Origin of the sequence: Empedobacter sedimenti (assembly GCF_030005555.1) — a bacterium.
Lineage (GTDB): Bacteria > Bacteroidota > Bacteroidia > Flavobacteriales > Weeksellaceae > Empedobacter > Empedobacter sedimenti.
On sequence record NZ_JASCQG010000008.1, the window covers coordinates 81765 to 96456 of the forward strand.

Here is a 14692-nt window from a genome sequence, read left to right on the forward strand (position 1 = left end):
ATCTATTTTAGATGATCAAATCAACTAAAATGAAAAATATTTTCATCATTAATGGAAGCGAAAGCGAAAATTCATCTAATCAAAAAATAATAGATAATTTTATTTCTTCTACATCTCAATATTTCACATCTACTATTTTTGATAAATTAAAAACTCTTCCTCATTTTGATCCAGAACGTTCTATCGAAAATACGCCGCAAGAAATACTTGATTTTAGAACTAAAATAGAAAAAGCTGATGGAATAATTATTTGTACGCCTGAATATATTTTTAGTATTCCGAGTGGATTGAAAAATGCATTAGAATGGTGCGTTTCTACAACTATTTTTGATGGAAAACCTTTAGGAATTATCACTGCATCTGCAAATGGAGAAAAGGGACATGAAGAATTACAATTGATAATGAAAACGTTGATGACAAACTTCAATAATGAAACAACTTTACTCATTCAAGGTGTAAAAGGAAAAGTAAATTCGGAAGGTAAAATTATTGATGAAGGAACTTTACAACAATTGGAAGAATTCACAAAATCATTTCAAGTTTTAATCAATTAAAATGAAACAAAAACTAATTTAGAAATTTTTGGATGTAATTCTGAAATGAATTCAGAATGACTTTGAGTTTTTGTCATGTTGAACTTGTTTCAACATCTCATCAAAATATAATTCATCTTAGTTCTCGATACAAAAATCAAAGATTTTCACTCGAACTGACGAATAATATTAATTATCAAAATCCTCTATTTCAATAATTCCTAATTCTCTTCTTTTAACTTTATTATAAATATCTTCAGAAAAATTAATTCCTAAATATGGAAATGGGAATTCCCAACTACATCCATAAATATTTAAATATTCTAGTAATAAATTTTCAAAATCGTGAAGATTTAGAAGTATCATAAAATCTTCTTCAATGGAATTATCAGTTATAAAATCTTTTAAGCTTTTAAAATTTATCAATCCCAATTCGTATATCTTGATTTCAGGTGTCATAATATTATCTTTTACAAAAAAGATGAACTTAATTCAGTTCATCTTTTTCTAAAATTTCTTCCGACTCAAAACTCATTTTAAGTTTGATGAGTTCGTCTTTTATATTTTCTAATCGCTTCACAACATCTATTTCATCTTTTGTTGTTGTAATACCTTTTTTACCAATTGCTTGTTTGGCGCCATCTAACGTATATCCTTTTATTTTTACCAAATAATAAATGTTCTTGAAACAATCAATATCATTTTTGGTAAACAATCTATTGCCTTTAGCATTTTTTTTGGGTTGAATAATTTCAAATTCTTTTTCCCAAAAACGAATCAACGATGCGTTTACATCAAAGGCTTTGGCAACTTCGCCAATCGAGTAATATAGTTTATCAGGCAGGTCTACGTTCATTATCAGCGTTTAATCCAAAGATAATGACAATTTTTTAGAGTTTTGATAAATTTTAATGAAATCGTCTGGATCTACATCATTGTAGAAATACATAACCGGATCTACAGGTTCTCCGTTTTTGTGAATTTCGTAATGCAAATGCGCTCCCGTCGACAAACCAGTCGTCCCAACATAACCAATTACATCACCTCTTTTCACTTTTTGTCCGCTACGAACTTTCGCACGAGACATGTGAGCATACAAACTTTCATAACCATTTCCGTGTTTCAAGACCACCATATTTCCGTACCCCGAATTAAATTCAGAAACTTTTACAGAACCATCTCCAGTTGCATAAATTGGTGTTCCTGTAGACGCAGCAAAATCTAAACCTTTGTGCATTTTATTCACTTTCAAAATTGGGTGAAAACGAGATCCATAACCAGAAGCTAATCTACTTACATATTTATCCGCAACAGGTTTTAGAACTGGCATTGATGATAAATTAGCATCTTTTACACCTGCCGAGCGAATCACTTCGTTCAATGATTTTGATTCAGCTTCTATTTTATCCAATAATTTTTCAACATCTTCTGCTGTATAATTATCAATTTCGCTGTTTACAGAATCTATATTTTCGTTAACACGCATGTCATAAATTGTTCTATAAACATTTTGATCTTTTTCTTTTATTTCTTCTAAAGCAACTTCAACTTCTTTGAATTTTTTATGCAAAGCTTCATTTTCGCTTTCCATTCTTTCCAATTCTGCTAATAATTTGCTTTTATCATCTTTAAATTTTCCTGCTCTCGATGCATATTCAGAATCATTAAAATGATACCCAATCATTCCAGCAGATATTGTCGATAGACATAAAAATAGTAATACGTACAATGCTGTTTTAGGAGTTTTTTGGACTCTTTTCTTCGCCCAACTCATTAAAAATTTCACAGAATTATACTTATAGTTTTTATTTTCCATTACTTAACCAACCTTTTATTATCTTTGTAAAACGTTTGCAAAGTAACGAATATTGTACGAGTAAACTTGTTAATCAAATGATAAAAATAATTTAATTAAATGAAATCCAAAGATATAAGAAAAGAATTTCTGCATTTTTTTGAGACAAAAGGCCACTTAATAGTAGACTCTGCGCCGATTGTTTTGAAAGACGATCCGACATTAATGTTCAATAATTCGGGGATGGCACAATTCAAAGAATATTTTTTAGGAAACGGAACTCCAAAAAGTAATCGTATCGCGGATACACAAAAATGTCTTCGTGTTTCTGGTAAACATAATGATTTGGATGATGTAGGAAAAGATACTTACCACCACACGATGTTCGAAATGTTAGGAAACTGGTCTTTTGGTGATTATTTCAAAAAAGAAGCAATCGCTTGGGCATGGGAATTACTAACAGAAAAATACGGAATCTCTAAAGATCAAATTTATGTAACCGTTTTTGAAGGTGATAAAGGTGACGGAACATCATTAGATGAAGAAGCATTAGAACTTTGGAAACAACATATTGCGGAAGACAGAATTCTTTACGGAAATAAAAAAGATAATTTCTGGGAAATGGGTGATATCGGACCATGTGGACCATGTTCTGAAATCCACGTAGATATTCGTCCAGAAACTGATCGTTTAGCCGTTGATGGTAAAACATTGGTTAATATGGATCATCCACAAGTTATCGAAATTTGGAACTTGGTATTTATGCAATATCAACGTAAAGCGGATGGTTCTTTAGAATCTTTACCGGCTCGCCATATCGATACAGGTATGGGGTTTGAGCGTTTGGCAATGGTTTTACAAGGAAAATCATCTAATTATGATACAGATGTTTTTCAACCAACAATTCAAAAATTAGAAGAAATTTCTGGTGTAAAATATGGCGCAGCAGAAAAAACAGATATCGCGATTCGTGTTGTAGTAGACCATTTACGTGCAGTTTCTTTTGCAATTGCAGACGGACAATTACCATCAAACACAGGAGCAGGATATGTAATTCGTCGTATTTTGCGTCGTGCAATTTCTTACGGATATCGTTTCTTAGGTCTTAAAGAACCTTTTATCTATAAATTATATCCAATCTTGAAAGCTGAAATGGGTGATTTCTTCCCAGAATTAGTGAAACAAGAAACAATTGTAACTGGCGTTATTCGCGAAGAAGAAGCATCTTTCTTACGTACAATTGAACAAGGATTAAACCGATTAAATCAAATCATCGAGCAATTAGGAGATTCTAAAGTTGTTCCTGGTGATGTGATTTTCGAATTATATGACACATTTGGTTTCCCTGCAGATTTATCTCGTATTGTAGCAGAAGATCACGGTTTCACAATTGATGAAGCTGGTTTTGAAGCTGAAATGGCGAAACAAAAAGAACGTTCGAAAAAAGCAACTGCTTTGGTAACGGACGACTGGGTTATTTTAGATGACAAAGGAAACGAAACGTCTATCGCTTATGATAACACAGAAGCTGAAGTAAAAATTACACGTTACAGAAAAGTAAAAAATAAAAAAGGAGAATTTTTCCAATTAGTATTCAACCAAACACCATTTTATGCAGAATCTGGAGGACAAATTGGTGATACAGGATCAATTTCTACTTTGAATGAAACAATCGAAGTTGTTGACACGAAAAAAGAAAACAACTTAGTCATTCATTTTGTTGAAACTTTACCAGAAAATGTAAACGCTACATTCAATGCGAAAGTTGATACAGAAAAACGCAACGAGACAACGAAAAATCATTCTGCAACACACTTAATGCACGAAGCATTACGCGAAGTTTTAGGAACGCACGTAGAACAAAAAGGTTCTTATGTTGGAGATGATTATTTACGTTTTGACTTTTCTCATTTCTCTAAAATGACAGATGAAGAATTGGCAATTGTTGAGCAAAAAGTAAACGATAAAATTGCGGAAGCTTTACCATTAATCGAAAAAAGAGATTGTGATATCAACGAAGCAATCGCTGATGGTGCAATGGCTTTATTTGGTGAAAAATATGGTGATAAAGTTCGTGTTATTCGTTTCGGATCTTCAATCGAATTATGTGGTGGTACGCACGTAAAAAACACAGCGGATATTCGTTTGTTCAGAATTTTATCTGAATCTTCGACTGCTGCTGGTATTCGTCGTATCGAAGCAATTACATCAAACAAAGCGATCGAAGCATACAAAGATGCTGAGAAAAACTACAATGATGTTTTAGTTGCACTTAAAACGAAAAATGATGCGGTAAAAGCGGTTCAACATTTATTAGATGAAAATGCTGAATTGAAAAAGCAATTAGAATCGTTTGTTGCGCAACAAGCTGCTGCTGAAAAAGCGACTTGGAAAGCTGCGATTAAAGAAATTAATGGTGTTAATTTCTTAGCGGTAAAAACAAATTTAGATACAAATGCAGCAAAACAAAATGCATTAGATTTAACAAAAGAAATCGAAAATGCGTTTATCGTTGTTGGTACGAATGATGCCGTAAAACCATCGCTTACAATTTCTATCGCTAAAAACCTTGTAGATGAAAAAGGATATAACGCAGGACAAATTGTAAAAGAAATTGCGAAACACATCAACGGTGGCGGAGGTGGACAAGCCTTCTTAGCTACAGCAGGTGGTAAAGAGGTTTCTGGTTTAGATGCTGCTCTTAAACAAGCAGAAGAATTTGTTAAATAACAAATATCTATTATAATACTTTAAAAGCGACTTGGTTAATCAAGTCGCTTTTTTTATTTTTATTCCTCAAATAACACAAAATGAAATTAAAAACAATCTTCTCGATTCTTTTATTTACATTTTCGATAATGATGTTTGCTCAAAAACATAAATCTTTCGAAATTAAAAATGGAGAATTTTACTACAACAGCAAAGCAATTCAAATTCATTCCGGAGAAATGCACTACCCTCGCATTCCACATGAATATTGGCGTCATCGTTTCAAAATGATGAAAGCAATGGGATTGAATGCCGTGACAACTTATGTATTTTGGAATTATCATGAGATTGCTCCCGGAAAATGGGATTGGACAGGTAATCGCAATCTAAAAGAATTCATCAAAGAAGCTGATGAAGAAGGATTATTAGTCATATTACGTCCAGGTCCTTATGTTTGTGCCGAATGGGAATTTGGTGGATATCCTTGGTGGTTACAAAATATAAATGGACTTAAAATCAGAGAGGATAATGATTTATTCTTAGCTGAAAATAAAAAGTATTTAACTGAATTATACAACCAAGTCAAAGATTTACAAATCACAAAAGGAGGTCCAGTTATTATGATACAAGGCGAAAATGAATTTGGATCATTTGTGGCTCAACGCAAAGATATTTCGCTAGAAAGTCATCGTTCTTATAATGCTAAAGTTATCAAACAACTAAAAGATGTAGGATTTAATGTTCCTATGTTTACTTCTGATGGTTCTTGGTTATTCGAAGGTGGAAGCGTAATTGGTGCATTACCAACTGCAAATGGAGAAAATGATATCGAAAATTTAAAGAAAGTTGTCAATCAATATAATAATGGTGTAGGTCCGTATATGGTTGCAGAATTTTATCCGGGTTGGTTAGGACATTGGGCAGAAAAATTTCCGCGTATTAACGCTGGAAAAATTGCTCGTCAAACAGAAAAATATATTCAGAATAAAGTTTCTTTCAATTTTTATATGGTTCATGGCGGAACAAATTTTGGTTATACAAATGGCGCAAATTACGATAAGAACCATGATATACAACCTGATTTAACTTCTTACGATTATGACGCTCCAATTACAGAAGCTGGTTGGGTAACACCTAAATTTGATTCGATCAGAAACGTTTTGGCAAAATATTCAAAAGAAAAATTACCAGAAGTTCCAAAGCCAATTGATGTAATCGAAATTAAAAACATAACATTAACTTCTGTTTATAATGTATTTGATTATGCTGAAACGCAAGAAAAAGTTTCTGGCGATCAACCAAAAACTTTTGAGCAATTAAATCAAGGTCATGGATATGTTTTGTATAGACGTCATTTCAATCAACCTATTTCAGGAACTTTAGATTTGAATGGATTACGTGATTACGCAACAGTTTATATCGATGGAGAAAAAATTGGTGAATTGAATCGTTATTATAAAAATTATACAATGCAAATTGATATTCCTTTCAATTCTACTTTAGAAATTTTGGTTGAAAACTGGGGTCGAATTAACTATGGTTCACAAATCAATGAAAACACGAAAGGAATTATTTCTCCTTTAAAAATAAATGGTAATGATATTTCTGGTGATTGGGAGATGATCAAATTACCTTTCAATGATAATTTTGCTAGCTCAATGAAATCTAAAGCAGTTTCTTCTGCAAGCATCAATCAACTAAAGAATGTTCCGACTATTTATAAAGGTGAATTTACGCTAAACACTGTTGGAGATACTTTTCTTGATATGCAAAATTGGGGAAAAGGAATTGTTTTCATTAACGGACGAAACCTTGGTCGTTACTGGAAAGTTGGACCACAACAAACCTTATATTTACCTGGAGCTTGGTTGAAAAAAGGAAAAAATGAAATCATTATCCTTGATCAATTAAATGAAACTGTTCAAAAATCAATTTCATCTGTAAAAACTCCAATTTTAGATCAAATAAAAAAATAATCATAATAAGCGCCTTGTATTAAAGGCGCTTTTTTTATTTTTATACTTCTCAATTAAATTCATCTATTTTAATAAATTTTATTTTGAAAGACATCAAATTACTGATCGCCGTTTGCATTGTAGCAATTGTATGGGGAACAACTTTCCTCGGAATTCGCGTGGCTGTAGAAACCATTCCTGGTTGGTTTGTAGCAGGAATTCGTCAATTTTTGGCAGGTATAATTATGCTAATTATTTTACTTTCAAAAAAAGAATTAAAATGGATTGGCTGGAAAAACTTATCTTATCAACTTATCTTCGCTTCATTAATGCTGATAATGGCAAATGGATTAACTACTGTTGCAGAAGAAAGTTTATCAAGTAGTTTAGCCGCATTAATAAGTGCTACATCTCCAATTTTAGTTTTTTTAGGAAGTATACTTATTGGTTTACAAAAATTTAGTTTCAGAGGATTAATTGGTGTTTTGATGTGTTTTTGTGGCGTTTTATTTATTTTTTGGGACGGATTACAAGAATTAGCAAATCCAACTTACAGAACTGGTATTATTCTACTTTTTTGTGCAATTACGGGTTGGGCATCTGGAACAATTTTTACTAAAAAAATGAATATTCAATCCAAAAATATTTCCTTGAATTTATTTTATCAATTTATGTTTGCCGGAATTGTTCAAATTATTTTTGCTTTCATCTTTAGTGAAAACTATAATTTCGGTAATTGGAGTGCTAAAAGTATTTCTGCAATGCTTTATTTAGCTGTTTTTGGATCGGTCATTACTTTTTTCTCGTTTCATTACGCGTTAACTAAAATTTCTCCAATACAAGTTTCTATCCTATCATATTTCAATACAATTATCGCAATTATTTTGGGGTGGTTAGTACTTGATGAACAAATTTCTTCCAAGTTTATTATTGCTGCAATTTTGATTATCTGTGGAGTTTTTATCACCAATTATAAACCTGAAATGTTTCAACGAAAAATTAAAAATAATTGATGTAAGATTTGTAAATCAGTTTATTTTACATATTTTTAACAAAATTTAACAACCTAAATTATGATCGACTGGTACAAAAAAGTAGTTTTCGAAAACTACGCCAACTTTACAGGAAGAGCTCGCAGAAGTGAGTATTGGTACTATACATTATGTAATATATTAATACAAGGATTACTTTATGTTTTATTTATTATTACAGCTGGTTTGTTTGCTAATACTGATGCAGCAGATAATACAATAGGACTTGGTGTTGGAATATTTATGACAATTCTTGGTTTATATTCACTAGGAGTTTTCCTCCCAAGTTTAGCAGTCACTGTAAGGCGCCTGCATGACACAGGTAAAAGTGGCTGGATGTTACTCCTTTATTTTATCCCTTTGATAGGCCCTATTCTAATTATTATTTGGCTTGCTACAGAAGGCATGCCTGGCTCTAACAATTGGGGTCCAAATCCAAAGCAAATTAATGATTCAATAAACGAAATTGGAACAACTGGAATCGAAAGATATTAAATAGGAAAAGCGAGATTAATTCTCGCTTTTTAACTGAATTAACTTAATCCACTGTTTCAAATTATATCTCCTAAAAATCCCAAAATAACGTAGATTATAAGAACTGACCCATATCGAATTATCTTCACAATAAATCACAACAGTTTCAACATGATCTCTTTTTCGGTAATTGTATTTATAAAAAATATTTCGTTCCGAATATTCAAAAAGAAACAAACCTTCTTCGTCCAATGATTGTGTAAAATTTGGTTGACGTTTTGCTAATTCTTTAATTAAATTTACATTTTCAGTTAACGATTTTGATGTTTTAATTTCTACAAAAAATCGATCTTTAATTGCAACTACAATTTTAATCAGATAAAAAATAATTAAACCAATAAAAAGATAATTTAGTCTTTCATTTAAGGGAACAATAATAAAAGCAATAACGATAAAAAATAACATTGTTCCAAAATCCAAATAATTCCAAATTTCAAAAGGAAGAAAATACCTCTCTCCAATTTTCTTTAACCTTGATTTCGTTTTTATAACCGAAACTTTAGTCTCTTCCATCTTTATTTTTTTTCTTAAAAATACAAATAAACTTTATTAACAATTTAACTCAAAAAGATAAAAAAAGGTATTTTTATTAAAATAAGAATTTTTTCAATCCATATAATAATCGTTCAAATGATTTTTGTAATTTCGCAGACTCAAAGAGTAAGTATTAAATACAATTCAATAAAATGGCAAACATTACATTTACAATGATTAAGCCTGATGCAGTTGCAAAAGGACACATCGGAGATATTTTAAAAGACATTACTGACGCTGGTTTCAAAATCAAAGCGGCTAAAATGACTCAATTAGCGAAACAAGATGCTGAGGCATTTTACGCTATCCACGCAGAGCGTCCTTTCTTCAAGGATTTAGTAGAATTCATGACTTCTGGACCAATCGTTGCTGCAGTTTTAGAAAAAGACAACGCAGTTGCTGATTTCCGTACTTTAATCGGTGCTACTAATCCAGCTGAGGCTGCAGAAGGAACAATCCGTGCTAAATACGCTGAATCTATCGATGCTAACGCTGTTCACGGTTCTGATTCTGACGAAAATGCTGCTATTGAAGCTGCTTTCCACTTTGCTGCGAAAGAAATTTTCTAGTCAAATAAGATTACAAAACATTATACAAATCCTTCTGAAAATATTCGGAAGGATTTTTTTTGGCTTAAAATTTACTTACCTTTAAATCAAATTCTATAAAAATGAAAAAAATAATTTTAGCCACATTTGCAATCGCAGTTTTCGTTGTGTCAAGTTGTAAAAGCGAAACAGAACCTGTAAAAAATGAAGTAGAAAATGTTGAAGATTCATTGAAAGTTGAAGCAAAAACAGCCGAAAATTCTATTCAGTTTGATGGAACTTACAAAGGAATTTTGCCTTGCTACGAGGAAGATTGCAAAGAGGTTGAAATGGAAATAAAATTATTACCAAACAAAGGTTATGTTTATTCTACAAAACGTTTGGGATTAGACAAAACAGCAATTATGACAACGGGAACTTTTCATTTTGAAAAAGATGGAAATACAATTGTTTTTCCTGAAATTGCGAACGTTCCAAATGCTTTTTTAGTAGAAGAAGGAAAAATTAGTCAATTAGATAAAAATCAAAAGAAAATTGAATCGGCTGATTCTACAAAATTTGAGTTGAAGAAAGAAAAATAGATAAAAGGTTTCGTAATGAAACCTTTTTTATTTATTATCGAGAATAATATACTAATTTAATAATAAGCTGAAATAAATTCAGCTTGACATTTCTTCAAATAATTCTACCTCAACTCTAATCGACAAACAAAGTTTATTTTTTCTTGATTAACAATTTTGAACTGAATTAAATTTTCCGTTTCTAATTTCTGAATTTCAATTTCGTCTTGTAAACTTAATTCTTTCAAGAAATTCATATCAATCGCTTTGATACGATGTTTCAATATAATTTCAGGATCAATAGTATTCAAGCACCAATCCAAATATTTGGTATTATTTGCATGTTTTACGATATCCAAATCAGAAAATTGAACTTTATACTGAATAACTTCTGTTGGTTCAAAATCAATGTTCAAAATCGAATTCTCGATTTCAGTTGGTTTCAAATCTGGAAAACGTTCGATATGAGAAGAATCAAGTTGAAGAATATCAGGACGACGCTTTTCTGTATTGAAAACAGCCCACAAACTTGATGCTCCAATTAATTTCTTTCCATTTTTCTCGATTGTAAAATCACGAATAGATTTCGCTCCTTTTAACACTTCAATCCACGTTTTCGCCTCAACAAAATCTGTCCAAGAAGGTAGTTCTTCAATTTCTATTCGAAGACGATTCATCACCCAAGATTGATTAAATTCTTGTAAATCAAAAAAGCCTAAACCTCCTTTTATAGCGTGTTCCGAAGCTGTTAATTGAAAAATATTTGCCATTTCAGACAATTTCATTTTACCCGTAGGATCACATTGAGAAAAATAAATTTCCCATTTTTTTGTATAAATTGATTTAAAATCTTCGGCTATTGGCATCGATAAAGCTTTGAATCTATTATTCTGAAATTATTTACCTAATTTCTTTTTCATATCTGCCATCATAACTGCAGCTACACCAGCTTCCACACCTTTGTTTCCGTGTTTTCCACCAGAACGATCAATTGATTGTTGTTCATTCTCGTCCGTTAAAACACAAAAAATAATTGGCATATCGTGCTTGATATTCAAATCTTTTACACCTTGCGTTACACCTTGACAAACATAATCAAAATGCGCTGTTGCTCCACGAATCACACATCCAACAACGATAATTCCGTCCAAATCGGGATGAGTTTGTGCCACTTTATCTGCTCCATAAATCAACTCGAAACTACCAGGAACTTCGTATAATGTAACATCGTCAGGATTTGCACCCAAATCAATCAATGTGTCTTTTGCTCCATCACGCAAGTTGAATGTAATATGATTATTCCATTCAGATGTAATGATTGCAAATTTAGAACCCGCTACATTTGGTAATTCTGCTTTATTATATTGAGATAAATTTTTATTTTCTGTTGCCATTTTGTTTAAAATTTGAATGGTAAAATTACAAAAATGATTTAGGATAAACTTTGATTTGAATCAATAAAAAAAGCCGAACAACTTGTTCGGCTTGTAATTATCTTTTGAAATGAATTATTTCGCTGTTTCTGAAGCGTATTTTAAACGCTCAATAAACTTCGCAGTTTCACCATTGTTTGCATTTGGATATTTATCCTCTAAAGCTTGAAAATATTTTAAAGCATCAGCATTTTTACCTAACTCCATTGCAATTTCACCTGCTTTTGTGTAGTAAGTTGATTGTAAAGTTTCAACTTCTGTTGCTTCGGCAGCTTTTACATAGTAAGGCAAACCTTCTTCCATTTTGTTAGAAGCAACTAATGCATTTCCTAACATACCGTATTTCTGCGCTAACATTACGTTATCATCTGTATCAAAATCTTCTAATAATTTTACAGCAGATGCGTAATCTCCTAATTTATAATAAGAACTTGCCGCTTTAAAACGTGCTAAATTACCAGCATCAGTATTTCCGTATTCGTCAACAATTTGTTGTAAACCTTGAAAACTTCCTGCACTACCATTAAGAGCGACGTTAATAGAATCTTGATCGAAAAGACGTTCTGCTTGAACCATTTCTTTAAAAGCGTCTTCAGACTTAGGTTCTACGACTAGTTTTAAGTAAGCAAAATAACCTAAAACAGCTACAATAATTACTCCTAAACCAATACCAATTGCTTTAGCATATTTTTCAACAAAAAACTCTACGTTGAAAGCTGTTTTATCTAATTTTTCTACGAATTGCTCTGTAGCGAATTCTTCTTTTTTATTATTTTTTGCCATTTTAATAATTTACGAGGTTGCAAAAATACAATTTGGAACAAATATATCCAATAAATTTATTTACAAACAACCTTTTAGAATAAATATGCCACTGTTAAGTTTAACATTTGTGGACGATTTTCTGTTCTATATTGTCCATTGTTTCCGTTTAAAATATCAGATCCAACTTTTCCTAAACCAAATTCGTAACGTAAATCGAATAATAATTTAGATACTTCTACACCTGCTCCAATTTGCATTCCAACATTGAATTCGTCTTGTTTTGCAGTTGTAAAATCTTTTACAGATAGTTTGTCATCAAAATAATAAGAGAAAACTGGACCAGCTTGAATATGTCCAATTCCTAAAAATCTTTTTCCAACATTTACAGGAATATCTAAACGTTTTTTAGTTACGCCTACATTTGTTTCGATACTATTTGTATCATTTCCTCCTGGAATAGTATACTCATTTTTGAATTGCGTGTACAATAACTCTGGCTGAATGTAGATACCTGCTAAAGAAATACGAGCTAAAGCACCAGCTTGAAATCCAGCAGAAGCTTTTCCATCTTTCTTGAAAATATTTCCAGCATCTTGCCAAACTTTTCCTTTATCTGTATTGAAAACAGCTCCACCTTTTATACCAAAGTTGATGTTTTGTGCCATTGCAGCGTTCGCGGTCAAGCCAACAAATGCAGCTAAAATTAATTTTTTCATGAATTTTTATTTTTATTGATTTATTGCTGTTCTTTTAATAATGCTTCTCTCAATTTCTTGAAAAGATTAGACGAATATACGAAATCGATTACATTTGGGTTATTTGCTACCAAGATCTCCTCTTTTGTTCCCTCCCATTCTAAGAAACCATTTTTTAGAAAAACAATATGATCACCGATTTCCATCACCGAGTTCATATCATGTGTATTGACAACCGTAGTAGTGTTATACTCTTTCGTAATATCGTAGATTAACTGGTCAATAACCAATGCTGTTTTCGGGTCTAATCCTGAATTTGGCTCATCGGCAAACAAATATTTTGGATTATTTACAATAGCACGAGCAATTGCAACACGTTTTTGCATTCCTCCAGAAATTTCAGCAGGATATTTTTTTAGCGCAGTTCTAGCAATCTCAACGCGATCTAACACTTCGCGTGCTCTTTTCTCGATTTCTGCTTTTGACATATCCGAAAACATTTCTAATGGAAATTTTACGTTCTCTAGAATATTCATTGTATCATATAAAGCTGAACCTTGGAAAACTACTCCAATCTCTGAACGCAAACGCTGTTTTTCTTTATAATCAAATTCAATCATATTATCGCCTTCGTACAAAATTTGTCCCGAAGTTGGCGTTAATAATCCAATCAAATTTTTCAGGAAAACTGTTTTTCCTGATCCACTTTGACCAATGATTAAACTTACTTTTCCTTTTTCGAATGTTACCGAAAATCCTTTTAGGACTTCTACTTCATCAAATGATTTTCTGATTTCTTTTACCTCAATCATTAGCTTAAAATTGTTTGAGTTAAAATTAAGTTGATCACGATAATTGCGACAGATGTCCAAACTACTGCTGTTGTAGCAGAACGACCAACTTCTAATGATCCTCCTTTTACTTTATAACCATAATATGCAGGAATTGTTGCAATAACAAATGCGAATACCATTGTTTTAACAAATGTATAGACAAACAATTTTGTTGCCATATTCATTTGTAAACCTGTAATAAAATCGGCTGCTGACCATAATTTTGTAAAAACGCCAATATAATAACCTCCTAACAAACCAAAGCCAATAGAAATCATTACTAATAATGGATTAAAAAATACACAGGCAATGATTTTGGGTAATATCAAGAAATTTGCAGAGTTTATACCCATTACATCCAATGCATCAATTTGTTCTGTAACCCTCATTGTACCAATACTTGATGCAATGTAAGAACCAACTTTACCAACTAAAATAAGTGACATAATTGTTGGTGCAAACTCAAGCACTAAAACAACCTTTGTTGCATAACCAATGTAAGCATCTGGAACAGGAATTGAAGCTCCTTGAAAGTTTTGTGCCATTTGGATTGCCACTACAGCTCCCATAAACGTAGAAATGAAAGTTACAATTCCTAATGAATTAACTCCCAAATCGTATATTTCTCTTACAGTCAATTTCCAGAAAACGCCCATTTTTTGAGGTTTGCTGAATACTTTACCCAAAAGCATAAAGTATGACCCTATATTTTCGATTAGTTTCATTACGACAAAATTAATATTTTTATTGGAAAGGCTTTTTATTTA

At 31.7% G+C, this 14692-nt stretch carries 17 protein-coding genes; 7 read left to right on the forward strand and 10 right to left on the reverse strand.

The window, feature by feature from the left end; all coding sequences use genetic code 11:
* The first annotated feature begins 29 nt into the window (after positions 1-29).
* The gene (locus QHG34_RS09030; protein ID WP_282629847.1) at positions 30-554 is read left to right on the forward strand and encodes an NADPH-dependent FMN reductase; all 525 of its coding nucleotides are present in this window, start codon (positions 30-32) and stop codon (positions 552-554) included.
* A 168-nt stretch (positions 555-722) separates the two neighbouring features.
* Here QHG34_RS09030 and QHG34_RS09035 read toward each other — a convergent pair whose 3' ends face one another.
* Genes QHG34_RS09035 through QHG34_RS09045 form a run of 3 tightly spaced genes read right to left on the reverse strand, consistent with a single transcriptional unit; the run spans position 723 to position 2349 of the window.
* Positions 723-992 carry a hypothetical protein gene (locus tag QHG34_RS09035; protein WP_282629848.1) on the reverse strand — a complete coding sequence of 90 codons (270 nt, stop codon included), beginning with the start codon at positions 990-992 and terminating at the stop codon, positions 723-725.
* 28 nt (positions 993-1020) lie between these two features.
* A complete protein-coding gene (locus QHG34_RS09040) occupies positions 1021-1389 on the reverse strand; it encodes a MerR family transcriptional regulator (protein WP_282629849.1) in 369 nt (122 codons plus the stop codon).
* 9 nt (positions 1390-1398) lie between these two features.
* On the reverse strand, positions 1399-2349 hold the full coding sequence (locus QHG34_RS09045) for a M23 family metallopeptidase (protein ID WP_282629850.1): 951 nt from the start codon (positions 2347-2349) through the stop codon (positions 1399-1401).
* Between the two features lie 99 nt (positions 2350-2448).
* Between QHG34_RS09045 and alaS the strand changes: the two genes are divergently transcribed.
* From alaS to QHG34_RS09065, 4 genes are all read left to right on the forward strand, one after another.
* Positions 2449-5058: an alanine--tRNA ligase gene (alaS, locus tag QHG34_RS09050; protein WP_282629851.1), complete on the forward strand. Its 2610-nt coding sequence runs from the start codon at positions 2449-2451 to the stop codon at positions 5056-5058.
* Between the two features lie 80 nt (positions 5059-5138).
* Positions 5139-7013 (forward strand): beta-galactosidase, encoded by a 1875-nt coding sequence (locus tag QHG34_RS09055; protein ID WP_282629852.1) that lies wholly within the window; start codon positions 5139-5141, stop codon positions 7011-7013.
* Between the two features lie 83 nt (positions 7014-7096).
* A complete protein-coding gene (locus QHG34_RS09060; RefSeq protein ID WP_282629853.1) occupies positions 7097-8005 on the forward strand; it encodes a DMT family transporter in 909 nt (302 codons plus the stop codon).
* A gap of 60 nt (positions 8006-8065) precedes the next feature.
* Positions 8066-8518, forward strand: a complete 453-nt coding sequence (locus tag QHG34_RS09065; protein WP_282629854.1) for a DUF805 domain-containing protein — start codon at positions 8066-8068, stop codon at positions 8516-8518.
* A 15-nt stretch (positions 8519-8533) separates the two neighbouring features.
* Here the strand turns inward: QHG34_RS09065 and QHG34_RS09070 are convergent, their stop codons facing one another.
* Positions 8534-9070 (reverse strand): hypothetical protein, encoded by a 537-nt coding sequence (locus QHG34_RS09070; RefSeq protein WP_282629855.1) that lies wholly within the window; start codon positions 9068-9070, stop codon positions 8534-8536.
* 173 nt (positions 9071-9243) lie between these two features.
* Between QHG34_RS09070 and QHG34_RS09075 the strand changes: the two genes are divergently transcribed.
* Complete coding sequence (locus QHG34_RS09075; RefSeq protein ID WP_038330990.1) at positions 9244-9660, forward strand: nucleoside-diphosphate kinase; 417 nt, start codon at positions 9244-9246, stop codon at positions 9658-9660.
* A gap of 101 nt (positions 9661-9761) precedes the next feature.
* Positions 9762-10220, forward strand: a complete 459-nt coding sequence (locus QHG34_RS09080) for a copper resistance protein NlpE (RefSeq protein WP_282629856.1) — start codon at positions 9762-9764, stop codon at positions 10218-10220.
* Positions 10221-10324: 104 nt separating this feature from the next.
* Here the strand turns inward: QHG34_RS09080 and QHG34_RS09085 are convergent, their stop codons facing one another.
* The 6 genes from QHG34_RS09085 to QHG34_RS09110 form a co-directional block, all read right to left on the reverse strand.
* Positions 10325-11065, reverse strand: a complete 741-nt coding sequence (locus tag QHG34_RS09085; protein ID WP_282629857.1) for an acyl-[acyl-carrier-protein] thioesterase — start codon at positions 11063-11065, stop codon at positions 10325-10327.
* A 30-nt stretch (positions 11066-11095) separates the two neighbouring features.
* A complete protein-coding gene (ribH, locus tag QHG34_RS09090; RefSeq protein ID WP_282629858.1) occupies positions 11096-11593 on the reverse strand; it encodes a 6,7-dimethyl-8-ribityllumazine synthase in 498 nt (165 codons plus the stop codon).
* Positions 11594-11707: 114 nt separating this feature from the next.
* Positions 11708-12415, reverse strand: coding sequence for a tetratricopeptide repeat protein (locus QHG34_RS09095; protein WP_282629859.1), 708 nt, complete (start codon positions 12413-12415; stop codon positions 11708-11710).
* 74 nt (positions 12416-12489) lie between these two features.
* Complete coding sequence (locus QHG34_RS09100; protein WP_282629860.1) at positions 12490-13113, reverse strand: porin family protein; 624 nt, start codon at positions 13111-13113, stop codon at positions 12490-12492.
* A 20-nt stretch (positions 13114-13133) separates the two neighbouring features.
* Positions 13134-13904, reverse strand: a complete 771-nt coding sequence (locus QHG34_RS09105; RefSeq protein WP_282629861.1) for an ABC transporter ATP-binding protein — start codon at positions 13902-13904, stop codon at positions 13134-13136.
* Entirely contained in the window at positions 13904-14650 is a 747-nt protein-coding gene (locus QHG34_RS09110) for an MlaE family ABC transporter permease (protein ID WP_282629862.1), read from the reverse strand. Before QHG34_RS09110 ends, QHG34_RS09105 begins: the two co-directional genes overlap by 1 nt.
* Between the last annotated feature and the right edge of the window lie 42 nt (positions 14651-14692).